At 40.6% G+C, this 23,596-nt stretch carries 27 protein-coding genes; 21 read left to right on the top strand and 6 right to left on the bottom strand.

Going from position 1 to position 23,596, the window contains the following annotated elements; genetic code table 11:
- Nucleotides 1-101 precede the first annotated feature (101 nt).
- Both KJS58_RS05915 and KJS58_RS05920 read left to right on the top strand, forming a co-directional pair.
- A complete protein-coding gene (locus KJS58_RS05915) occupies nucleotides 102-485 on the top strand; it encodes a hypothetical protein (protein ID WP_213531362.1) in 384 nt (127 codons plus the stop codon).
- Nucleotides 485-1,468, top strand: a complete 984-nt coding sequence (locus KJS58_RS05920) for a 3-oxoacyl-[acyl-carrier-protein] synthase III C-terminal domain-containing protein (protein WP_213531364.1) — start codon at nucleotides 485-487, stop codon at nucleotides 1,466-1,468. Before KJS58_RS05915 ends, KJS58_RS05920 begins: the two co-directional genes overlap by 1 nt.
- 257 nt (nucleotides 1,469-1,725) lie before the next feature.
- On the opposite strand, the gene KJS58_RS05925 is transcribed toward KJS58_RS05920, so the two are convergent.
- A complete protein-coding gene (locus tag KJS58_RS05925; protein ID WP_213531366.1) occupies nucleotides 1,726-2,505 on the bottom strand; it encodes a sporulation protein in 780 nt (259 codons plus the stop codon).
- 264 nt (nucleotides 2,506-2,769) lie between these two features.
- On the opposite strand from KJS58_RS05925, the gene KJS58_RS05930 reads away from it, so the two are divergent.
- Together KJS58_RS05930 and bshB2 are read left to right on the top strand one after the other, a co-directional pair.
- Nucleotides 2,770-3,114 (top strand): YojF family protein, encoded by a 345-nt coding sequence (locus KJS58_RS05930; RefSeq protein ID WP_213531368.1) that lies wholly within the window; start codon nucleotides 2,770-2,772, stop codon nucleotides 3,112-3,114.
- A 15-nt stretch (nucleotides 3,115-3,129) separates the two neighbouring features.
- Nucleotides 3,130-3,786, top strand: coding sequence for a bacillithiol biosynthesis deacetylase BshB2 (bshB2, locus tag KJS58_RS05935; protein ID WP_213531370.1), 657 nt, complete (start codon nucleotides 3,130-3,132; stop codon nucleotides 3,784-3,786).
- An 89-nt stretch (nucleotides 3,787-3,875) separates the two neighbouring features.
- On the opposite strand, the gene hflX is transcribed toward bshB2, so the two are convergent.
- A complete protein-coding gene (gene hflX / locus KJS58_RS05940) occupies nucleotides 3,876-5,156 on the bottom strand; it encodes a GTPase HflX (RefSeq protein ID WP_213531372.1) in 1,281 nt (426 codons plus the stop codon).
- A gap of 532 nt (nucleotides 5,157-5,688) precedes the next feature.
- On the opposite strand from hflX, the gene KJS58_RS05945 reads away from it, so the two are divergent.
- The 8 genes from KJS58_RS05945 (at nucleotide 5,689) to KJS58_RS05980 (ending at nucleotide 11,499) form a co-directional block, all read left to right on the top strand.
- Entirely contained in the window at nucleotides 5,689-6,036 is a 348-nt protein-coding gene (locus KJS58_RS05945) for a hypothetical protein (RefSeq protein WP_191799571.1), read from the top strand.
- Nucleotides 6,037-6,149: 113 nt separating this feature from the next.
- Nucleotides 6,150-6,728, top strand: coding sequence for an SLOG family protein (locus KJS58_RS05950; RefSeq protein WP_213531373.1), 579 nt, complete (start codon nucleotides 6,150-6,152; stop codon nucleotides 6,726-6,728).
- 93 nt (nucleotides 6,729-6,821) lie between these two features.
- A complete protein-coding gene (locus KJS58_RS05955) occupies nucleotides 6,822-7,154 on the top strand; it encodes an antibiotic biosynthesis monooxygenase family protein (protein WP_160031796.1) in 333 nt (110 codons plus the stop codon).
- A gap of 332 nt (nucleotides 7,155-7,486) precedes the next feature.
- Nucleotides 7,487-8,176, top strand: coding sequence for an N-acetylmuramoyl-L-alanine amidase family protein (locus KJS58_RS05960; RefSeq protein ID WP_213531374.1), 690 nt, complete (start codon nucleotides 7,487-7,489; stop codon nucleotides 8,174-8,176).
- Between the two features lie 142 nt (nucleotides 8,177-8,318).
- Complete coding sequence (locus KJS58_RS05965; RefSeq protein WP_213531375.1) at nucleotides 8,319-8,669, top strand: hypothetical protein; 351 nt, start codon at nucleotides 8,319-8,321, stop codon at nucleotides 8,667-8,669.
- A 322-nt stretch (nucleotides 8,670-8,991) separates the two neighbouring features.
- Nucleotides 8,992-9,405, top strand: coding sequence for a cupredoxin domain-containing protein (locus KJS58_RS05970; protein ID WP_213531376.1), 414 nt, complete (start codon nucleotides 8,992-8,994; stop codon nucleotides 9,403-9,405).
- 299 nt (nucleotides 9,406-9,704) lie between these two features.
- On the top strand, nucleotides 9,705-10,598 hold the full coding sequence (gene rbsK / locus KJS58_RS05975; protein ID WP_213531377.1) for a ribokinase: 894 nt from the start codon (nucleotides 9,705-9,707) through the stop codon (nucleotides 10,596-10,598).
- A gap of 160 nt (nucleotides 10,599-10,758) precedes the next feature.
- Nucleotides 10,759-11,499, top strand: a complete 741-nt coding sequence (locus KJS58_RS05980; protein ID WP_213531378.1) for a glycerophosphodiester phosphodiesterase — start codon at nucleotides 10,759-10,761, stop codon at nucleotides 11,497-11,499.
- 139 nt (nucleotides 11,500-11,638) lie between these two features.
- Here the strand turns inward: KJS58_RS05980 and KJS58_RS05985 are convergent, their stop codons facing one another.
- A complete protein-coding gene (locus KJS58_RS05985) occupies nucleotides 11,639-11,812 on the bottom strand; it encodes a hypothetical protein (protein WP_213531380.1) in 174 nt (57 codons plus the stop codon).
- Nucleotides 11,813-12,013: 201 nt separating this feature from the next.
- Here KJS58_RS05985 and KJS58_RS05990 point away from each other — a divergent pair, with 201 nt between their 5' ends.
- Nucleotides 12,014-12,691, top strand: a complete 678-nt coding sequence (locus KJS58_RS05990; protein ID WP_213531382.1) for a DUF1796 family putative cysteine peptidase — start codon at nucleotides 12,014-12,016, stop codon at nucleotides 12,689-12,691.
- Between the two features lie 132 nt (nucleotides 12,692-12,823).
- On the opposite strand, the gene nrdG is transcribed toward KJS58_RS05990, so the two are convergent.
- On the bottom strand, nucleotides 12,824-13,318 hold the full coding sequence (gene nrdG, locus KJS58_RS05995; RefSeq protein WP_213531790.1) for an anaerobic ribonucleoside-triphosphate reductase activating protein: 495 nt from the start codon (nucleotides 13,316-13,318) through the stop codon (nucleotides 12,824-12,826).
- A gap of 5 nt (nucleotides 13,319-13,323) precedes the next feature.
- Nucleotides 13,324-15,291 carry an anaerobic ribonucleoside triphosphate reductase gene (locus KJS58_RS06000; protein WP_213531384.1) on the bottom strand — a complete coding sequence of 656 codons (1,968 nt, stop codon included), beginning with the start codon at nucleotides 15,289-15,291 and terminating at the stop codon, nucleotides 13,324-13,326.
- Nucleotides 15,292-15,761: 470 nt separating this feature from the next.
- On the opposite strand from KJS58_RS06000, the gene KJS58_RS06005 reads away from it, so the two are divergent.
- The 8 genes from KJS58_RS06005 (at nucleotide 15,762) to KJS58_RS06040 (ending at nucleotide 22,522) form a co-directional block, all read left to right on the top strand.
- Nucleotides 15,762-17,291, top strand: coding sequence for an MDR family MFS transporter (locus KJS58_RS06005; RefSeq protein ID WP_249716953.1), 1,530 nt, complete (start codon nucleotides 15,762-15,764; stop codon nucleotides 17,289-17,291).
- A gap of 180 nt (nucleotides 17,292-17,471) precedes the next feature.
- On the top strand, nucleotides 17,472-18,293 hold the full coding sequence (locus tag KJS58_RS06010) for a hypothetical protein (protein ID WP_213531386.1): 822 nt from the start codon (nucleotides 17,472-17,474) through the stop codon (nucleotides 18,291-18,293).
- A gap of 5 nt (nucleotides 18,294-18,298) precedes the next feature.
- Nucleotides 18,299-18,901, top strand: coding sequence for a hypothetical protein (locus tag KJS58_RS06015; RefSeq protein ID WP_213531388.1), 603 nt, complete (start codon nucleotides 18,299-18,301; stop codon nucleotides 18,899-18,901).
- Nucleotides 18,898-19,803: a hypothetical protein gene (locus tag KJS58_RS06020; protein ID WP_213531390.1), complete on the top strand. Its 906-nt coding sequence runs from the start codon at nucleotides 18,898-18,900 to the stop codon at nucleotides 19,801-19,803. Before KJS58_RS06015 ends, KJS58_RS06020 begins: the two co-directional genes overlap by 4 nt.
- Entirely contained in the window at nucleotides 19,800-20,399 is a 600-nt protein-coding gene (locus tag KJS58_RS06025) for a hypothetical protein (RefSeq protein WP_213531391.1), read from the top strand. The genes KJS58_RS06020 and KJS58_RS06025 overlap by 4 nt, the downstream gene beginning before the upstream one ends.
- A gap of 96 nt (nucleotides 20,400-20,495) precedes the next feature.
- Complete coding sequence (locus KJS58_RS06030) at nucleotides 20,496-21,017, top strand: hypothetical protein (protein ID WP_213531393.1); 522 nt, start codon at nucleotides 20,496-20,498, stop codon at nucleotides 21,015-21,017.
- 78 nt (nucleotides 21,018-21,095) lie between these two features.
- On the top strand, nucleotides 21,096-21,443 hold the full coding sequence (locus KJS58_RS06035) for a DoxX family protein (protein ID WP_213531395.1): 348 nt from the start codon (nucleotides 21,096-21,098) through the stop codon (nucleotides 21,441-21,443).
- Nucleotides 21,444-21,667: 224 nt separating this feature from the next.
- Nucleotides 21,668-22,522: a GRP family sugar transporter gene (locus KJS58_RS06040; protein WP_213531396.1), complete on the top strand. Its 855-nt coding sequence runs from the start codon at nucleotides 21,668-21,670 to the stop codon at nucleotides 22,520-22,522.
- Between the two features lie 23 nt (nucleotides 22,523-22,545).
- Here KJS58_RS06040 and KJS58_RS06045 read toward each other — a convergent pair whose 3' ends face one another.
- A complete protein-coding gene (locus KJS58_RS06045) occupies nucleotides 22,546-23,421 on the bottom strand; it encodes a LysR family transcriptional regulator (RefSeq protein WP_213531398.1) in 876 nt (291 codons plus the stop codon).
- Between the last annotated feature and the right edge of the window lie 175 nt (nucleotides 23,422-23,596).

Genomic DNA, 23,596 nt, shown 5'->3' on the forward strand with positions numbered 1-23,596 from the left:
GAAGAAAAGTCTAGTACGACTGGTCCACGTCTTTAGAACTAGTCTGTTAAGTAAGCTTACAAGATGAAACTTTACAGAATCTTTGGGAGGAAATACTGAAAATGAAAGAAAATACGAAGCTTAACACACAAACAGTGAAAAATTTAATATGGAATGAGATGAATGGTTTTTATGAAGTAGAATCTACAAAACAACAAACGCTTGAGTTTGAGAAGCACCTAGATTCTATTCCTGTGCAAGACTATGCTCTCGTCATCGATGCAACTAAATTAAAAACGTTCAAACCGGAAATTCTTCCAATCCTTGAATATGCATACGGCTTCTATCGCCGCTTTAAAATTGTAATTATTATTGAACCTGAATTTGTATCTGCGGGAATTCAGCTGAAAAGGATTGCTAAAAAAGTCCCAGATTGCAATGTCCAATTCATGAAGACCGAAGAAGAAGCCAAAATCCTTCTTAGACAAGAAGGGTGGAATGTATAGTGGCTACTGTAAAGATAAAGAAAATTTCGGTATACCATCCTGAGAAATCTTATTCCAATCAAGATCTAGTGGAGGGTATAGAAAACGGGCACAAGCTTGTGGGGGCCTGGGAAGCAGTAGGTAAGGAGCGTAGATATAAGGCGGATGAGCATGAGAATACGCTAACTTTGGCAATAGAGGCAGCACAAAAAGTGTTAGCAGAGTCAGGGATCGCGGGCAGCGATGTAGACATGATTGTCGTTTCTTCTGGTACTCATGAATATCAATTGCCAACGGATGCTGCTTTGGTCCATCAAGCGATTGAAGGGAAAAACAAATGTATCATCTATGATCAGAACACAAATTGTGTCGGTATGGTCGTAGCCTATGACCAAGTATGCAGAACTATGATAAGTAATCAGAAAATTAAGTATGCCCTGCTTATTGGATCGGAAACGCTGGGACACTATTATCGCGACAGTGACTTCATCTACGAAGGGGTTGCTGGTGATGCTGCCTGCGCTGTAATTCTGGAAAGGATAGAGGATGACAGTGTAGGGTTCATAGACTCTGAATACTTTACAGACACATCGAACGCTTTGGATCTTAAGTTTCCTGCAGAAGGGCTAAAGAAAGCAGTACGTGATCAAGGTGACAATAAAGTTTCTGTAAAAGCAGATTATGGTGTCGAAGTTGCCTATCCAGAAGTGAAATCTATTATTTCGTCACTGTTATCGGATCATGAAATCAAAGGTGAAGATATATCAGGCTACTTTGTATCTCAGCTCAATATCAATGTAATAGAGAACATAGCAAAAGACCTTCAGGAAGATATGAAGAAATTTAAATACATAGGTAATCAGTACGGTTATACAGGGACGACAAGCCCCTTTATTGCATTGCATCATGCGATAGAAGATGGGGATGTAACTACCGGTGATCACATTGTCATGTGGTCCGTTGGTGCAGGTGTAACTTCAGCAGCCGTTCTCTTGAAGCTATAACATGAAATACCAATAGCGATATCAGACGAGAATGCTTAATGGTAACACCCTTATTTTCGCTTGCTAAACAACATAGCTTATTAAATAAGGCGAGAGCAGTCGGTATGTAACCGCTGCTCTTGCTCTATTTAAAGCTGCTATTTTTGAACCACAACATTACTTTGTTTGCTCCATTTCATCTTCTGGATAAACGTCCAGTTTGAGCATTACCCTTATTTTTATTGTGGATTTCTTCTAAATAATCAATTTCCCTTATCTTAATGGCGAGTTTGTTCTTTAATCACGCGTTCAATCTGTTCAGCGATGTGGGAAGCACCTTGTGCAATGTCAGCACGATCGAAGTAAAGACGAATATGACGTTCATCCAGATCAAAAGCTTGTTCAAAAAATCCCATGAGGCCTCTTGCTCTCCGGTCAACCTCCACAAGCACATGAATACCTTCTTCATCCAGATTCATCATGAGTTCCAGCTCATGAACACGGCCAGCGAACCGGGAACTTGGATAGTATTCAAATTCCTGTACGAAAGGAACTCCGCGGCCGAGCTTTGTAGCATGTTCACAAGTAGAGGATTTAAAATGGAATCCTAAATATTCAACTGCTTCAAAAACCGCATCCATATAGAAGTGAGGCTCCACTTTAATCGCATCATGATCTGTTGGATCAATGGCCATTTCAATATCAAGCCCTGTACTTAGCCACACGGGCTGTCCGTCATATGTAACAGGTGTCTCAAGAGGGAGCGGAAAACTAAAAGGAATCTCTATTTTTTCTCCACTGCGAAGAAGCAGGCGATCCGAGACATCAAAGCAGGCGAGTGTATGTTTGTATTCCGATTTTCGATCGTTTTGTTCTCTTATGTAGCGTGTCATCAGCTGAATGTAAATGCGTTCAATTTCTTGATCCACGTGGCCTCCTTGAATGCGAACGACACCTTTCACGGTTTCACCGGGTACATAAGATACTTTCTCGAGTAAAGTGTCAATCTCAGCAGAACCGATGCCTACCTTTGCAAGCATTTTGTTAAAAAAAGACATAAATGATAAGCCTCCTTATGGATATAAATGGTTTAATCCTATTACGTATCAGATCACCCCTATGTTTCACCTTTTGATACAGCTATATAATACCGATTGGACTGTTATGAAACCGAGTACTTATTAAAATTGCGCAGAATGATTTTGTTTTCCCTGTTTTTTGAGATATACTGCTATATGTAGTATGCACCAGGATTTGATAGAAACCACCCATTATACCTAACAAGGTATGATAGATTCGTAGAAGTTACCGGAGGTATCATCATGCAGTTAATTAATAAGGCATTGGTACAAGAACAGCTTGACCGATATGCAAACGAAGACTTATATCTTCATATGGAACTTACAATGGGCGCTTATGCCGCCCATAATGATAGCTCGAAGCATCCTGCTTCGAACTTTATTAAGAATATACCAGTTCAATATTCAAAGGGCACGATTGAAGGGGATACTTACTATCGTGTTGGTTTAAAGATTAACGATGGATGGGTATACACGGAAGGTCTTACTCACTGGGAAGAAAATGAAGAAGGACGTGTACTGCTTGCAGGTCATGACGCAGAAGGGCGCCTCATCGTATCTTTGCTGCTTAGCAGAACACTGTTTTAGAAAGAGGGGTTCTTTATGGAACAAAAACGTATTCTAGTTGTATTACCGCATCCCGATGATGAATCATTTGGTATGTCAGGGACGCTTGCTAAATTGATTAATGAAGAAGGGGCAGTGGTTACCTATGCATGTCTCACACTCGGTGAGATGGCTCGAAATATGGGGAATCCGCCCGTTGCTAACCGTGTTACGCTGCCGGCAATTCGCAAGGAAGAACTCAAGCAGTCTTGCCGTGCGATTGGCATCCAAGACTTAAGAATGCTTGGCTTCCATGATAAAACGATTGAATTTGAAGATCGCGATCTTTTGGATGGCACGATATCAGCACTGATTGAGGAGCTGAATCCGTCGATCATCTTTACGTTCTATCCGGGGTATAGCGTACACCCAGATCATGATGCTACAGGAGCAGCTGTTGTGCGTGTTGTTGAAGCGCTCGAAGAAGACAGACGTCCAGCCATCCAGTGTGTTGCGTTCTCAAATGGTCATAAAGAAGCACTTGGCGAGCCGGATGTATCTTATGATATTCGGAATTTTAAACTTAATAAAGTGAAGTCTATTCAGGCTCACAGCTCACAGTTCCGCATTTTGTCCGGGGATTCTCTCTTAAAAGACAAACAGTTCCAAAAACGTTTGGAGACGGAATACTTTTGGACTTATCCTGTAAAATAAGATTTTTTGAAAGTAGCTTAAAAAGATTTCTATAGCATGTCAAAACCTCCTGCCGAGTTAAGGCAGGAGGTTTTTTGTAAGCTTACCTATTAGGAGGTAGGCGTATCAAGCAGGTGAGACCATTTCTGGATCATGGCCGGAGAAGCTTCAACGGTAAGTTTTGTACCGTCTTCCTCATAACGGGTTGATTTTACATACGCATGTTCATGTAGATAAGAGACGAATTGATCATCACCATAAGGAATGGTGACCTCGACTTCTTTATAGTGGCCAAAGATAGCTTTACGGATCGCTTGCTCCATTTCCTCAAGACCGGCTCCGGTCTTGGCTGAAACGAGAACAGCAGGCTGCCGAAGATCTTTTGATTCAAGCGGAAGCATTCGAAGATCCGTTTTGTTATAGGCATAAATAACTGGGATTTCGTCTGCTCCGAGCTCTCGAAGTGTTGTACTCGTAACCTCAATGAGCTGCTCCGCATCCGGATTAGCACTATCTACGACATGGATTAGCAGATCTGAATCCAGTACTTCTTCCAAGGTCGAACGGAAAGCTTTGACCAAATGATGGGGCAGCTTGCTGACAAATCCGACGGTATCGGTGAGAAGGAAACTTTTTCGATCTGCAAGTTCCAGCTTTCTAACGGATGTTTGTAAGGTAGCAAACAGCATATCTTTTGCAAAAACAGCTTTAGCCTCGGGTGCATGGTGCTTCTGCAATAGAGCATTCATAAGACTTGATTTACCCGTGTTGGTGTACCCTACAAGGCTGACTACCGGAATTTCTGTTTTTTGCCGTCGTCTTCGCTGAGTCTCACGCTGTGAGACAAGCAGTTCAAGTTCCCGGCTGAGTTCGGTAATCTTATCCTCTATACGGCGCTGAGACAGTTCTAGCTTTGTTTCACCAGAGCCTCTATTCTTGGTGCCAACACCGCCTCGCTGTCTGCCTGACGAAGAACTAATACCAGATAAACGGGGCAGCACATATTGTAATCTGGCGAGTTCTACCTGCAGCTGAGATTCTCTCGATCTTGCACGTTCGGCAAATATATTCAAAATTAATGTTGTTCGATCAAGAACGGATGCCTCTAGTCGTTTCTCCAAATTGCGAACTTGGGAGGGGGAAAGTTCGTCGTTAAAAATAACAATATCCACCTCTAGTGTATCCAGGAGCCTCGCCAGTTCTTCAATTTTACCCGTACCTAGATATAAGGAAGGATGTACTCGCTCCGCTTTTTGCGTAATGACAGCCTCCACGGATATATGACATGCGTCAGCCAGATTTGCGAGCTCCTCCATAGAATAATTATAATCTTCCTGTCCCTTGCGCTCAAGACCCGCAATAATTGCTTTTTCTTTGATTATTTGTTCCATTTGGTTGTCCTCCTTAGTTTTGAATATTAAAAAAACACAGGCGGACTGCTGCCTGTGTTACGCATGAGAACTCGGCGGACATAGAACAAGTAGGTTCAAAAAGCATCAAATTCTACAAAGCCATATTCTGACCAGAGCGTAAAGATATCCAGCCGCCAAAAATATGGAGAGAAAAATCGCTTTCCTATAGAGGCCAGCCTATTAAATGGCCGAATCCCAAAAGAATAATTTTTGAATACCCAAATAAAATAGATCGAATCCGAGTCCTCTGTCCGCACACAGTAGACAGAGTCTTTGCCTATTTAGTTAGTAGGGGCAAAAGTAAATCTTACTCGAATCCAATTTATAATCATTCCGGTATCCCTCCGTTCCTAAAGTTAGGGTCATCGTAGCATAATAGAAACAAAGATAGCAAAAGAAAAGATAGATATAATGATTCTTTACCTGATCAGCTTGTCCTTTTATTTTTGTAAGTAAGCCATCTTTTCCTTACCATCCGCATACATATGTTCATAAAGGAGCGTGATAAGGAATGGAATTATTACTACATCGTTATTTTGAATTGAAGCAGCGAAAGAAAGCGATAGATGAAGAACTGTCTGTACTTCGGGATGAGATTATCCTGGTGATGAAAGAAGAGGGTGTGAATCTGATCGATGCAGGAGACTATACTGCAAAACTCGTAGGCCAATCCAAAAAAGAATATGATGATGATAAATTATATAAAGCACTCCCTGATGCTGACGTATGGAAGCTGATTTCAAAAGCAGATCATGCCAAAATTGCTGCACTGCTGAAACTAAAAGTGATATCAGAGGAAAGCATTGAGCATACGTATGATACGAAAAAAACGGAGCTTTTGATCGTGAATAAAATATAAGTATAGCGATAAGGGAGATTCCATATAAGGACAAGGTTGAAGCGGCAAAGATGCAGAATGTGGTACGATAGTAACATCAAGAACAGTCAGAAAGCGGCAGGTGGCTTTATTTTATGAAAAATTTATTAGTAACCGGATATCGGGCTCATGAGCTCGGTATTTTCAACCAAAAACATCCCGGCATTCCTTTTATCAAGCAGGCTCTTCGTTCCAAACTTGTCCCGCTGATTGAGGATGGAATCGAGTGGGTCATTACACCCGGACAGATTGGAATTGATCTATGGGCCTCTGAAGTTGTCATTGAATTAAAGAAGGAGTATCCACAGCTCAAATTATCCATTATTTCGGCCTTTGCTGATCCGGAAGAAAACTGGTCGGAGGATAAGAAAACGTACTATGAAGAAATTAAACGCCATGTGGACTATTATGGTGTGGTGAGTAAACAGCCTTATATCGGTCCTTGGCAGTTTGCTGCGAGAGACGAACTGTTATTTCGGAAAACGGACCATTTACTGCTTGTGTATGATGAAGAGACAGGCCCAGGAAGTCCTAAATTTGTGAAGGAAAAAGCACTCAAAAAGCAGCAAGAAGATGGATATGGCATCACTATCATTCACTCTGAAGATATCCAGAACATGGCTGATGAGATGACTGGTTTCTACGAAGAAGGAGAAACAGACTGGGTGGAATAAATAGGTGCGGATGGTATTCATGCGTTGACACTGATAATCATTATCGTCTAGTATAGTGATATAGGTAATGATATTAGAGAGGGTGTTTATATCATGTTGGTCCAACTTCGTAAAATTACGGTAAAAGAAGGTTTCAGTGAAAAGATTGTGGAGCGTTTCGGCAAACCAGGCGGACCCATGTCCGAGATTCCAGGCTTTATTGATCGATCGGTGATGGTGAAGAAAAACCGTAAAAAAGGGGAAGAAACAGAAGAAGTAATCGTCATGATTCGCTGGGAATCAGAGGAAGCATGGAAGACTTGGGAAAAGAGCCCAGCTCACATTGAGGGTCATCGGAACAAACGAAATCAGGAGAAACCAGACTATTTGCTAGATACCGAAGTATCCATGTATCTTGTGAAAACGCCTGAACAGGTGGAAGTGTAATCATCTTTCTACATAATCATGAATAAGGCCATACGAAACATGGGACATAGGTATCTTCCTTATTATTAATATGTTATAATTTACCACATGATTTTGCTAATGTTATGAGGTGAAAGAGTGCATATTTTATGGGAGAATATCTTAATTCAATTAATCCCAATTGTTTGTGTCATCGCATTTATTGTGTATGTATTGATACCGCCAAAAAGAAAATAAGGAATACATAAGAACTCTATTAATCTCCGGATTGGTAGAGTTCTTGTGGTTTACCTGAGTTTTTCGTCCAAGCAAATACTAGATCAAATCATATATTACAAGGGAGGTGATAAATCATGGTTAAGATATTTATTGACCCTGGTCACGGAGGATCCGATTCAGGGGCGCTAGGGTATGGTCTAAAAGAAAAAGATCTAACACTGGCGATCGCTACTCGGGTTCGTTCGATATTGCTCGCAGAATATAGTAACGTATCTATTTTAATGAGCCGCATGAAGGATGAAACGGTGACTCTGACACAGCGTACCAATGCAGCGAATACATGGGGAGCCGATTATTTTTTATCAATACACATTAATGCTGGCGGAGGTTCAGGATATGAGGATTTTGTATATTCGGGATCTAGCACACGCGCCGTAAACTATCAGACGAATATGCATAATGAAATTATAAAGTTAAATACACTAACTGATCGAGGGCAAAAGACGGCAAACTTTCATGTACTAAGGGAATCTCATATGCCTGCTATCTTGACGGAGAATGGATTTATAGATACAAACAGCGATGCAGCCCTGCTTAAATCAGCTTCACATCTTGATTTAGTTGCTCGGGGACATGTGAATGGACTCGTTAAGAATTTCAATCTAACAAAGAAGGTTGCAACTGTTCAGCACACGGTTGTTAGTGGAGATACAGTCTACGCTTTAAGTTTAAAATATGGGAGTACATTGCAGCAGATCAAAGAGTGGAATAAACTGGACAGCAACTTTACAATTCATGTTGGTCAGGTTCTGCGAGTGAAATAATGTTGTAAGGCTACTGGTAGCTGTTGGAGCACGCTGTTGGCAAAGAGCCAAACAGGTGCTTTTTTTGATTTTAGTTATATAGATAGGAATAATAATGCGTTATAGTATAATGTTAGAAAATGGAACTTTAGGAGGGGACTGCTTGTCCGCATCACATCATCAGCGCATTTATTGTGTACATTGTAATGCTGAGATTGAATCAAGGTATGATCTCTTAGTGAACCTCTCTTTTTTTTCGTTATCTGCCTATCACACTTCTTGTTATGCAGAAGCCTCAAAAGGCCAATCTATTTTTATAAGCAACAGCCCAGTAAATGGTGCAGAATTCAGCTGGACTTCTGGTTTTGCCTTCCTTCTTGGAATGATTTTCTTATTTATTCCTAAAGAAAACATAGGGGGTTCAGGAATGTGGAGCCTGAATGTGATCTTGTTACTTCTCCCGTTTGCGCGGGTATGTTCTTGGTACATTTACGAGCGGCATCTTGATAAATAAAAGGTTGAGGAGAGTATGGAGAATTGATGAAAGCCACTCAGCAAAAAACGGGGAATGAACTTGTCTCCATCGTGGATAACAAACCTATTTTATACTGAACATGGAAGAGTAAAGTCAGCCCATTAACTGATGCAGTTAGCGGGCTATTTTGCATGTGCATGGCTTTAGCTGAAAGTGAACGTCACAGAATAGTAAGATTTTATGGAACAAAATAGGTGTAAAGTAGCTCTAAAGGGTCATTTCAGTTATAGAATCATTGCTTTAACATTATAATGAGTATGGAACATCATGAATATTGTTTTTCGAGAGGAACGGATTGATTATGAATAAAAAATTACCGAAATGGTGGCCTTTTGCCGCAATTGGAGTGGTCGCTGTAATCCTCATAGCAGGGGCTTTGTTTATGTTTAGCGGAAAGGAAATTATGCCGTCTGCTGGAGGGAGCGGGCAGGCAGAAGAAGAACTGGAAGGATATGAAGTGATTACGGTTCAGGTCAAATCGGACGGTTTCTATCCCGATAAGATTGAGGTAAAACAAGGAGTACCGACCAAAATTAATTTTAGAAAAGATACCTCCCTCACATGCATTACGGATGTTGTGTCCAAAGATCTGGATATGCTGAAATATTTGGAGAAAGGTGATAACTACTACACCGTGGATACCACACTTGATCCAGGTTCTTATTCTTTTAATTGCGGAATGTATATGTATTACGGAAATATTACAGTGATCTGACACAAAGTGACCTTATCTAATAAATCTGCGGAAAAGAATAGATAAAGGACTGTTGCCTGATAGGTACAGTCCTTTTATCATATATATAGAGTAGCTCATCCTCATCTATGTATAATTTTTCGTATCAACCAGATAACAAAGACAAGAGCTGCAATGAGCAAAATTAGTCCAGGTATACTTATATTATTCATAATTGTGACCACTCCTTATCGTAATATATAGTAAATAATACCATTTTATTAAATGTAAACATATAGAAAATGAAAAGTAAATCTCAAATGAAGGCGGGAATTTTAACAATGAGTACATATAAAAAGCCAAAAGTAACGGTCATCGGAAGTTCTTCAATGGATCTTGTAGTCACGTCAAGTAAACGTCCTGGCGCAGGTGAAACGGTACTTGGTGAATCTTTTCGGACGGTACCTGGAGGAAAAGGAGCTAATCAGGCTGTGGCTGCTGCGAGACTTGGAGCCGAGGTTTACATGGTAGGACGTGTTGGTGAAGACACGTATGGAAAAGCTATTTTGGACAATTTTAAGCAAAATCAAGTGATGGTTAGCTATGTTCAGCCGGTAGCCGAGATGGAGAGCGGGACAGCTCATATCATTTTGGCTGAAGGAGATAACAGCATTATCGTAGTAAAAGCAGCTAATAATGAGGTGACCCCTGCTTATATCGATCAAGCCGCTGAAGTGATTCGTACCTCGGATATCGTACTTATTCAGCAAGAGATACCGGAAGAGACGGTTGACCATGTAGCTGCAATTTGTAAAGAAGCAGGTGTACCTCTTGTCCTCAATCCGGCGCCAGCAAGGAAAATAAGTCAGCAACTCATTGAAGATGCTGCCTATATTACACCAAATGAACATGAAGCACAGATGATGTTTGAGGGAGAGGATACAGAGGATTCTTTACGTAAATACCCGAATAAACTGATCGTGACCGAAGGAAAGAAGGGAGTTCGTTATTATGACGGCGAACAAGAGGTAGTGGTCCCTGCTTTTATCGTGGAAGCGATAGATACAACAGGTGCAGGCGATACATTTAATGCGGCATTTGCAGCGGCGCTGGCAGAAGGAAAGTCAATAAAAGAAAGTATCTCTTTTGCTAATCTAGCAGCTTCTATATCGGTAACCAAATTCGGAGCGCAAGGTGGAATGCCGTTTCGTCATGAAGTGGAGGATAGGCAGTAGTATCCTGCAATGATAGTTTTTTGCTGAAATATTAAAATTTAATATCAATTTTACATGATACGGGTGATAGGGGAATAAGAGCATCGTATACTAAACTAGATTACAGACTAGAATACTTTGATATCTAATTCTTCTATCTTGTGAGGAAGGTGCTGATTGTATGAAAACACCGCTGATTATTGCCCATCGAGGGGCAAAAGGGGAAGCTCCAGAGAATACAATAGCTGCTTTTGAACTTGCTTTACAGCAAGGCTGTGATGCCTTTGAGCTTGATATTCATCTATCCCAAGATGGAGAAATCATGGTTATTCATGATGATACCGTCCGTCGTACTACGAATGGAAACGGGTATGTAAAAGAGATGACGATGGCAGAACTTCAGCAGCTGGATGCCGGATCGTGGTTTGATTCTTCTTATGAAGGAGAATCGATCCCTTCTTTAAGGGAAGTATTTGAGCTTGCTCCCCGTCATCTGATGATTAATGTTGAAATTAAGGGCGGGATTTCCGAAGGGGTGGAAGAAAAATTGGTAGCGCTCCTAGAGGAGTATGACCTGTATGATCATGTCGTCGTATCTTCTTTTCATTTTGACAGCTTACGCACTTTGGAAACATTGAATTCGAAAGTCAAAACGGGCCTACTATATGCTCAGAATTTCGCTCACCCTGAGTTATTACCGAATACCGCAGGGGTAAATGCTTTTTCTCTGCATCCGTATTTCATTCACTTAGAAGAGACAGACTTTAGATCGGTACAGAATGAAGGATTGCAGATGTATGCTTGGACGGTAAATGAAGAGAGTGTGATGAACAAATTGATAGAAAAAGGAATCGATGGCATTATTACCGATTATCCTGGCCGATTAAAAAAAGTAATGGAAGAAAAGAGAGTTAACCGCTGAGCGCGTAACCCGGCGGCTAGTTATATACAAAAAGAGAGAAATCTACTCATCCGTAGATTTCTCTCTTTTTTTTGGATTCGAAAGCGCAGAATAATTACGTCGATAAGTGGATGAAAGCCACATATGCTGCGCTTCCTGATTATCGCTTTTCTTCTTCATCCTTATTCTCATCCGTTATCCCCTGTTCATCTTCGGTAAGATTAGAAATCGTAATGGAATCCGAGTTTTTGGTCCAATCAATCTGTTCGAATCTCGGATCCGGTTCAACAATAGAATCAAAACCGGCACCGCGGTCTGTTTTGTCTTCATGCATCTTATTTTCACCCTTTCCGTTTGGATAGTTTCACCCAAAATTTTCGTAATTATGTATCATTACCGCATGAGGATAAGAGTGAATCAAATATTCTATAGGTGTACAGAGTGTGATTATGATAAGAAAAGTCCAATCGCACAGGCATAGCGAAGTTTCCTGTAATCTAATAAGGTATACCCTGGCTGAAAGGAGGCAAAGTAAATGGAACTGCATGAATTAAAGGGTGGGTATGATGTCCTCTGTAGTCTCGGCCATAACTGTCTTCCTGCAAGCCAGCTGAATCACAGTAAAATTCGGAATATTGCTGGAGTCATCGACTGGATGATTTCCCCTCATTTATCAGGGGTCAGTGCCCTGCTACGTGATCGATTCCGACATATCATGCTAAGAGATAATCTCAGATATTATGGGGCAAGTATTGATTCAGGTTGTTATGTCATTCGGGACGCAGCCTATGATCTATACTCCGTTCATGATTTTCCAATGGAAGATAATGACCCAGAGATTCTTGAAAGCTATTCTGGTCTAAAACAAAAGCTGGATTATAGAGCAAGCAGGTTTGTGCAGCTCATGCAGAGTGGCAAGCGAATCTTTTTTTTACGAACGGAAGCCACTTCACATGAAACAGAAGAGCTGTTACAAGTTCTAGATGACCTCGTGGCAGGTGATTATAAATTACTGGTTGTGAATCACGCGCAGGTACCTTATATAGTTCAAATTGATTATCAACTGCCGAACGTTTGTACACTGCTCATTCCAGAGGTAGCAAACATGTTTCAAGATAACCACACCTTATGGCGAACCATTCTGGGAGGGATTTATAACACCATGACCAACGAAGAAATAAATAGCTATCTATTGCAAAATTACAACATATGAAAAATTCACATTAATAACAAGAGGTTTCTTGTTTCTTTTGATCGAGGCAATACTACTACTTTACCTATCATGAAAAACGAAAAACATCCGGTTCATGAACGTAGTTCATATCGCCGGATGTTTCTATTCGTGTTATAAAGTGATCACTGTATCCTCAGATAACGATGCTTGTACATCAATAATTCGCTGATTTCGGCTTCCGCGAAAAAGAAGCGTAGTATCTTTCAATTCCATTTGAAAAGGACCATCGATGATGACATCACAAAGCTCAGCAAGCGAGCGCATGTCTGGGTCCTCCAGCAGTTTTTCATAGACAAAACCGGTATAAGCCCAAAGGGTCTTTCCTGGACAAAGTTCTTTATACTTCCGAATGAAATCGGTGCATGCAGGAGCAGAGAAGAAAGGATCTCCCCCGCATAAGGTCAGCCCATCAAGTAATGGGTTGTCCGCAATTTCCTGGATGATACGCAGTTGTTCTTCTTCCGTGAAAGGTTTACCTGCTCTAAAGTTCCAGGAAGATGGATTAAAACAGCCGGGACATGCATGCTTACAGCCACTTATAAAAACAACAGCCCGAAGACCCGCACCTTCATTAATAGATTCTGGAATATAACCGCAGATGTGCAAAGGGATCATAGATGTTTAACCCGATCTCTGACTTCCGCTTGTTTAGCTGAATTGAATCGAACCGTGTAATCTCCAGTTAAATATCCAGTTACTCTGCGAAGTCGGCTGAAATGAATGTCATTTTCATTTATTCCACAGCTTGGACATTCCGTACCAATGACACCTTCATAGCCGCAGGAAGGACAGCGATCTAATGGGTGGTTGACTGAGAAATAACCGATATTTTGAGACAGCGCATATTGTACAATTCGGCGGAATGCATCCTGATTATTACGGGCATTTCCATCCAGCTCTACATAAGAGATCGCCCCTGCATTGCAAAGTTCATGGAAAGGTGCTTCCAGCTGAATTTTCTTCGCAGCGGAGATCGAATAGTAGACAGGAACATGGAAAGAGTTCGTATAGTAATCACGATCATTAATTTCAGGTAGAATGCCGTATTTATTTCGATCCAAAACGGTGAATTTTCCTGACAAGCCTTCTGCTGGAGTGGCAAACAGGGTAATGTTCAGATTGTATTCATCCCCTTTTTTGTCACAGAAATTCCGCATGGTTTCAATAATATGAACCGCTTCTTTGTAGGATAATTCGTCTTCCGCATGATGTTTTCCATATAATGCTTTCATACATTCAGCGAGTCCAATAAATCCAATCGACAATGTTCCATGCTTCAGCAGGGCTGCTACGGGTTCATCAGGATTCAGATGTTCGCCGCCTTCCCAGACACCTTCCCGCATCATAAAGTCAGAAGCTTTTGCAGGTTGAACAGATTGAATAGCGTATCTATGCAGCAGCCCTTCTAAAGCAATCTCCATTACGCGGTGTAAATTCTTGTAGAATTCTTTCATATCGGGTTCTGTCCTTTTCCGCAGCGCAATCCCATGTTCAATGCCAAGCTTCACAAGGTTAACCGTATTAAAAGAGAGGTTTCCTTTTCCGCTTTGACGGTTGCGGCCAAACCGGTCAGCGATCGTACGCGTGCGGCAACCCATGGTAGCAATGATGGTATCCGGTTCATTTTCACGATAGAACGGCAAATTAAATGTAGCATCGACATTTACGAAGTTCGGATATAATCTCCGGCTGGAACATTCGAGCGCTTTTACAAAAATATCGTAGTTGGGTTCGCCAGGAGCTTGGTTAATCCCTTGTTTACACTGGAAAATATGTTGAGGGAACACAGGAGTTTCTCCATGGCCGAGTCCTGCGATTGTAGCATCAAGAAGCGCATTGGATACAAGTCTTCCTTCCGCAGACGTGCATAATCCATAGTTTAGGGACGTAAACGGAATTTGACCGCCTGCCCGGCTGCTCATTGTATTTAAGTTATGAATAAGAGATTCAGCAGCTTGATGTGTCTCTTGAATGGTTTCATTCATGGCAAAAGCGTAGGCTTTAGGACAGGTCGTTTGTGCGAGTTCGCTATTCATATGGATATGTTCTTGATCTAGTTCCGCTGTTTCTTCAAATAATTGTTTTCCTTTTCGGAAGTGCTTTCTAAAGGAGCGTGCTACATAAGGAGCCAGGTCCCAATCGATTTTGTTGGCAGAAACACCGCCAAATTGGCTGTTTTGCTGAGACTGAAAAATAATAGCGACAAGTGACATCGCTGACATGATCGACTGAGGGGTGCGAACAGAACCATTTCCTGTGTTAAAACCGCGTTCTAGAAGCCGATCAAAAGGAATAAAGATGCAGTTTGTTGTACCAAGCGCATATTGGTCAAGGTCGTGAACATAAAGTTCGCCTTCTGTTATAGCTTGAGCAACCTGTTTGGGAAGGACATGCTTCATGACATGTTTTTTCGCAGTTTCAGATCCGATTTTACTCATCTTTCCGCTGAAAGAGTCTCCATTCAGATTTGCATTTTCTCTAAGCAGATCGGTGTCCTTACTGCCTAAGATTTGGTCCATTATATCTGTGAGTTCATCTGCTTGTTTAGGGTTAGGTATAAATGCTTCTAATTTTGCCATAATGAATGATCTCCTTCTAAATCCGTTTTCTGTTATGTGTAGTTTGTTTTGGATGAATTCTATGTTTTTGTAATACGATACATACTATATATTGATCTATTTGAGTATCATACCTACAAGATGTACTCGGAGTGTATGACAAAAATCACAGTTTGGCCTGCGTAAAATCCTAAACAGAGACTCAAAAAGTTCATAAACCCTTGTCATTATGGGAGGAAGCGCTATGCAATATGAAGTGAAAAAAACATAAAAAATAAAGGGAGAATGCTTTATAAATAAAATAATTAAAAAACAGTTATAGAAAGGAAATACAGATGCAGAAGGAACTGGGATGTGTTATGTTGTAGCAGTGCGATAAATCACGATAAGTAACGATACTTACTCCTTACATTGTCCGTATACCTCATCTAAAAAAAAGGAAGGTAAACGGATTTACATATACATAGATAGAATGGGATGGAGGAGAAAAATTGAATACAACTTCACTGAATGATTCGGCAGATAACAACGAAAATAAGAGATCTGATTCGCCGAAAACCGGTTTGCTTCTTGCTGTTTTATTGTCGGGTGCCTTTGTAGCTATTCTTAACGAGACGTTACTGAATGTAGCTTTATTTCAAATCATGGGTGATCTGAGTATTGAACCTCACCTAGCACAGTGGCTTTCGACTAGCTACATGCTTGTCATCGGTATACTTATCCCCGTATCTGCGTATTTAGTTCAGCGGTTTACAACAAGACAACTTTATCTATCTGCAATGGCCTTATTCCTGATCGGGACAGTCCTTGCCGCAATTAGTTCAAGCTTCGGTATTCTTCTCTTAGGAAGGGTCATTCAAGCCGTAGGTACAGCTGTGCTGATTCCACTGATGATGAATATTATCTTGGCTGTCATTCCTATGGAGCGCAGAGGAGCTGCAATGGGACTGATTGGACTTGTTCTTATGTTTGCGCCCGCCATAGGACCGACATTATCTGGTTTTATCCTGCAGCATCTATCATGGCGCTGGTTATTTATTTTAGTAGCTCCGATCGTTGCCTTAACGTTGATCTTCGGATTTATGAAGCTGCGAAATGTTACAAGTACGAGCAGACCGAAGCTGGATGTGTTCTCCGTTATTCTTTCTACGATTGGCTTTGGAGGAATTGTATTCGGATTTGGAAGTATGGGGGAAGGTGGCAGCACAGCGATTCAGAGCTATGTGATCTTTATTATCGCGATTGGTGCTATATCTCTTGCTCTCTTTGTGTGGAGGCAGATGAAGTTGACCGCGCCTGTTATGGATATGAAGGTATTTATCTATCCGATGTTTTCTGTTGCTGTGGTATTATCCATCATCGTGATGATGACTATGTTTGCTATGATGCTCGTTTTACCTCTTTATTTGCAGGAAGTCATGCTTTATAGTGCTCTGATGACCGGACTTGTCATGTTACCTGGCGGACTTCTGAACGGACTCATGTCACCAATCATGGGGAAATTATTCGATAAATATGGGCCACGGGTGCTTCTTTTGCCTGGAATGTTGATTATGATTGTTACAATCACTTGTTTCTTATTGCTGCCTTTACAGTCTGCTTGGCTCGTGGCCATTCTTCAAACGTTCTTAATGATATCTATTGCGATGATTATGATGCCTGCACAAACCAATGGACTGAATGCTCTTCCTGCAGAGTTATATCCGCATGGGACAGCGGTTCTGACTACGCTGCAGCAAACGTCAGGTGCTCTCGGTGCAGCAATCTTCATCTCGATCATGCAGAATGGGGAGAAGAAAGCGCTAAGCGGCATAGCGAATCCTGGAACGGCTGAATTGAATGCAGCAATGACTGCGGGTGTAATGGACGCATTTAAGATCGGACTGATTCTCGCATGTCTCGGTTTCGTCCTTGCTTTGTTCGTGAAAAGGGTGGCAGGACAGACAACGAATAGTACAGCATCTTCGGTACTTAGCGAGACGGAACTTGTTACAGGAACGGCAACTGTAAAAGGAAAATAAATTAGTATGCAATTGTACTTACTGAATCATATATGGCAGAGTGGAATGCAATATGAAAAGGTGGATCAAATTGAACTCAATTTGATCCACCTTTTTTGTGGTTATTAGGAATTACAACACTTATCTCCCCTCATTTGCTAATTAGTGGTAAAATAATGTCTTGAAATGAGGTGGGTACAGGTGAATACGCCGAAATGGCTAACTGCAAGATCAGTATTCATTGGATTTTTATTGCTGTTAATCATGAGTTGGGCAGGGAATGTATGGTATTACTTCGGGGTAAGACTCGATAAACCTTTGTTCCTCGTGCATTTGGGGAGTTACGATGTAAACCAAGAAGAAATTCCAATTTATTATCTGGAGAACAAAACGGGTGATAACAGGGTCATATATATCAAGTTTGATGAGCTGCCTTATTCCAGTTACCGAATCGAAGAAGTGAAGGAATATACACACCATGTTCTAAAGGTCCTTTACTATAAGCCGCTAAGAGAAGAAAATGAGCAAAATGAACAGCAGGACCTTGTGATTCATGAAATGGAAGTGGTGTACCAAGGGATTGAGCCTAAACGAATCCCGATCGGTGAAATTCGTATTGAGACATTTGATCAGTCAGATGAAGATTCGATTGTCCTTACTACGTCTAGCGGCGATTCTCCTGATGGCAGCGGACTTACGGCTCTTCGGATGAAAGAACCTGCAATCCTTGAACACGTGTCTCTAAATCAGTCTGATATCGAACCGGTTCTTCAGCTTATGGTGAATGATACGGATTATACCGATCTACAGGAATGGAAATTGAACGCAAATGACCCCATTCGGATCAGCTACAAGTGGAATCTTCCGAAGAAGGGTGAAGGATCAATGAGGGTATATAACCCCGTGGTTCAGCTTCATTTTAAACGGGAAGATGGTTCAACCAAGGTAGAAGCAATAGCGCTTAATGAGAGTTCTGTTTATTTCTCAGAAGATCAAGTGAGGTCCTATATACAAGAGAGGTGAATGGATTGGAGTATTTATTGCGTACAAAGGTCACTACACCCCTTAGGAGAATGGGGATCGGATTTATTTTCATAATCATTAAAGTTAACTTTCATATTAATTCCTATTCATTTGATATATTTGCTGATTTTATAGGGTTTTTCTTGATTTATAGAGCTGCTGTGGTATTAAGCGAAAGAACATCTGCTTTTCATGTTGTCTCATGGCTTGCTCTTTTGCTATCCATCCTCTCCCTGCCTAAGGATTTCATGCCGTCAGTAAGTACTGCTGAAACATTTCAAACCATCTCGGTTGCAAACCATATCTATACGCAAGGCTTACAATTACTCATGATTATACTCCTATATTTCATATACAAGGGTCTTTGTGATCTTCCTTTATGGTACTATATAAGATCGGGTTTACTAAAACAGTCGATGCAAAAAAGAAGCTTATGGCTGATCGGCTGTCTGATGCTGGAAATGCTCATCTATCCATTTTTTCTTAATCTAGTTGAGGATAAGCTCGTTTTTGTCATTGTTCCTGTGCTGCTTTCGGCTATCCTTTGTATCCTTTTCGTACGAGTATTGTACCGAATGGCAAAAGCGGCCGAGCAGATCAGAGGATGACGCAACAAATATTAAGCGATGAGAAGGAAGGAAGAACACGATTGAAGTACAAAGAACTGATCCATTCATCAAAGAAGCGTAAGACTACATTTATAGGATTAGGGCTGATATTAATTTTGCTAATCTTATGGGCGGGAAACATTGGGTATTACAACAGTATGCAGCTTGAAAAACCGGTTTTTCCTACCCACTATTTGACGACAACGATTTTCAAAGGAACAAATTGGATGGAAATTGATTACTTGGAGAACAAGGGACCGGGGAAGAAAGTGCAATCTATCTTTATCGAAGAATTCAATAAGGAATCTTATGCAAAAAATGAAAGAGCATCTTATAAGTATCAGTTGGCATACCAAATGCATTTTGAATTCACCGAAAAAGATCTAGAGTATTTGCCTGATCAGAATAATGAACTCATCGTAAACACCATAACCGTAAATTATGATGACGGCACCTCGGAACAGGTTCCGATTGGTGAACTTATCTTTCGTGCCGATCCAGAAAAATCTCAGGGTTTAGCCATGATTCATGGGGGATCTTCTTCTGACGGTTCGGGATATGAGGTATTTGAGATGAACTCAGATGCAGTGCTTGAGAAAATTGAATTAAGTCATACCGATAAATTAAAAGATTTATTCCAGCTTCGTGTGTATGGCAAACCATATGATCAAGTTACATACCCTAAACAAATTAAAAAAGGTGATCGTATCCGTTTTCAGTATGCGTCTATAGAACCGAGACTTGCACAAGATGGGTTTATTTCATATTCTGTAGGAATTTTAGTGCATTTTAGATTACCAGACGGTACCAAAATAGTTTACGATCTTCTGACAAGCAACCATTTTTATTATTCATCGGATGAAATTAAAACGATTTTGCGAGATGGGGGTGCAGTGAAATGACGAACCTCTCAATTCAGCACATCAGTGAAAAAGCACTTCGCCGAATGGCATGGGGATTTACCCTGCTTATACTGGATATTAATATCATGAATTTTGACATTTTTAATGACCTGTTAGGATATGTACTCATTTTATACTCGCTTTCTTCCTTAGAAGCAGAGTCTGCTCTATTTCAAAAAGTGAAATGGATTACGTTTATTCTTTTGATCGAATCTTTTATAAGAGATTGGGTTCCGAATTTAAATAGTGGGATCTGGTTCCCAGACATATCTCTGTCTTCCATTGTATATGCGCAGTCTTCCTCCATAGTCAATTTACTGATGATCATGCTGTTGTTTACTTCACTTGGGCAATTATCGATATGGCATCAAATGAGTGATCCATCGCTGGAAGAGGCGATCTTAACTAGACGCAACGCATTAATTGGTTTGCTTGTCCTTCAGCAATTTTTCTATCCTTTTATTATCAATTTGGAAAAAGAATGGGCAATCGTGATGACGATCTATGCAGTCTTATACGTGTTTTTCATGTTCTTATTGATTCGGCTGTTGTTTCGCTTGGCTAAGGCATATCAAGGGGTACATCAAGAACAATAGAAGAATGCGAGTAATATGGAGAGCAGTGATCCATACTTATAGAATGGGTACTTATTAGAACGGATAGTGAATAGGGATAGAAGGGAGAAATCATAAATGGCAAGAGAAGTACACGCAGTACCTTTTGGTTATGAACCGCCGAAGGAAATGTATAAAGGATCACTGATCTATTATGATGATTTTGAGAAAATAACAGATATACAGTTATCTAAAGCATTCCAAACCGTAAAAGAACGTAAATTCACAAAATTCATTCTCTATCCACTGCATGAAGCGACAGTAAAACGGATGACGAATCACCCAGTGCTTCCGTTTTACAAAAGAGAAGATCGTTTGCATGAATGGAAAAGAGAACAGAATGATAGCATCATTACCTTGGAGAACTGGGAAGGCAAAAGAAAAAAATATACACCTATGGAAGCGGCACTACGACATGTAACCGAGAAGTACAAAGGTCCTTTTTTTCTGATGCTGTCAAGCGAATATGCGAATTGTTTTGCTTCTTATCCTTTTTTTGATGAGTGGATCACTAAGATTAGATTGATACTCGTGGATCATCCTAAATTTACGCATCCAAAATTAGAAAAGAATCAGCATCGATGGGAAGTTTTATCATAATGTGTCTTCCATCGCATAACTTGATTAACGCCCATGGATACTACTCCTACACCATTATGAACGCAAAGGAGATCTACAATGACAACAGTGCTACAGGTGGGAACAGGCATCGCGTTTTTATTGCTGGGGATGAGTAAATTTATGTCCAAAGAGGTGGACGCCAAATATAAAAGTTTTGGCTTGCCGAAGTGGTTTCGTTATGTGATGGGAATCTTAGAAATGGTAGGGGCTATTTTACTCTTTATTGGTAGCTGGAATCTCTTGCTTGGAGCAGTAGGTGCTTTTTATCTTGCGATTATGATGGCAGCGATGGTTGTTATGCAAATCAGGCTCGGAAAAGGATCCATGTCGGGAGTCTTACCTTCTGTTACTTTAATGATGATTTGTTTTGTTATAGTGAGCATGAACCTTGTAAGTATATCGTAAGCAATAGAGAGACTGCATTTTCTTATCATAAGAAGATGCAGTCTTTTTTTTGCCTGAGGAAAGTTGCTGGTGATAACTTGAAAAAAATTATCTCTATTTATTAATTCAAAATGAATAAATTTGTTTACATAATATTGAGTATGTCTATATATCCATAATTACATATATTTTTATGGAACATAATGACAGTCTTCGATATTTATAGAGAGAGAAGGATTAGGAATATGGATATTTTTTACGCAATCTTACCCGCTATATTCTGGGGGAGTCTTGTTCTGGTTAATGTCAAAATTGGGGGAGGACCCTACACCCAAACGCTTGGAACTACGTTAGGTGCTTTGCTATTTTCAATAGGATTATACATATATGATCCGGTTCATCTGGATATGAAGACAATAATCATTGGTCTCATTTCCGGGTTCTTCTGGGTTCTGGGACAAGGTGGACAGCTGAAAACGATTGATGTGATGGGTGTCTCTAAAACATTGCCTATATCTACCGGTATGCAGCTGGTGGCGACAACGTTATTTGGGGCCTTTATCTTTAATGAATGGAATTCAGGGAAATCGGTCACGTTAGGAATCATTGCACTCGTACTTATTGTTACCGGGGTCATTTTTACATCCATTAAAGGAAAGAACGAAAAAGACGACGGTAAAGGAAACTTAAAAAAAGGTATTCTTATATTACTTGTATCTACCTTTGGTTACCTTGTCTATGTGGTTATCGTTCGTTTATTTGGAATAGATGGTTGGGATGTACTGCTTCCGCAGGGGATCGGGATGGTAATTGGTGGTTTAGTCCTTACGGCAAAACACAAACCTTTTAACACTTATGCACTTAAAAATATATTACCAGGCCTAATTTGGGCAGCAGGGAATATGTTCTTGTTTATCTCGCAAGATAAGGTCGGTGTAGCTACAAGTTTTACCCTTTCTCAAATGAGTGTAGTAGTAGCTACACTAGGCGGGATCTTTATATTAAAAGAACATAAGACAAAAAGACAACTCGTTTTTATTTCCATCGGAATTATACTTATTATCATTTCTGCAGTTCTACTTGGAATTTCAAAATCCTAGAACAAAACCCTCAGCGTAAGGTCTTAGACTGAAACTGAGGGTTTTTCTTTATAATGCTGAATAGCTAGTTCTTTAAACCTTTCCGCAGCACAAGATAAATAATGTCCTTTCATCCAGCATAGCGATACCGTTCTTGAACTGCCGGCATTTACAATACGGCGCAGCACGATACCTGAATAAGCAGACGATGTCCATGATCTCGAAGGGACGATCGCAAGTAATTGTCCTGCTGCAACCATACGTTCTACAAGGATGGGATCCTCACTCTCTAGTGCGATAGAGGGCTGTATGCCAGCCATTGCGAAACAACGGTCTGTAATGACACGCAGGCTGCTTGAAACCGGGGCCATAATAAAGGATTCGTGCCTAACCGCTTGCAGATGAACCGTCTCTAAGCTGGCAAGCGGGTGAGAATCCGGCAGGGCTAGAAGGAGTTCCTCATGGTATAAACAAACTCTTTCCATGGTCTGCGGTATGACCGGCATACTAGTCAAGCACAGGTCATGATGATAGCTTCCCTCTACATAGGGTACAATTGCTACATTAAACTCCGGAAAATTCTCTTTAAACTTCATAATAAGTTCTGGAACATCTTGAGTATGTACGTCTATTGCCAGCTGAACAGAACCTTTTTTGCCATCTGTTGTATCTTGTAACTGTTTTTTACCTTCCTCCAGCAGCTGTAAGGCTTCTGTTGCATACTTCAAAAAAATTCTTCCATTCTCATTTAGACGTATATATTTACCCAGTCGATCAAACAGAGGGGTATTTAATTCTTTTTCCAGCTGACGAATTGCTTTGGTTAATGCGGGCTGTGCCATATGTAATTCTTCAGCAGCACGAGTCACATGTTCCAGTTCGGCAACTTTAATAAAATAGGATAGTTGAGCAAGTTCCATCAAGATTAACCTCCATTCTGACAGTAAGAACACACTCCACCCAAGCTCCTATTATATTTAAATTTTTCCCATGTGTAGTATGAAGTTGGTTACAAAATGATGAACATACCTCAAAAAAACGAGTGAACTCCAACTATTTTCCTTCATAAGTGTTTAATGTATAGAAAGAATACAA

Source organism: Paenibacillus sp. J45TS6, from assembly GCF_018403285.1.
Classification (GTDB): Bacteria; Bacillota; Bacilli; order Paenibacillales; family Paenibacillaceae; genus Paenibacillus.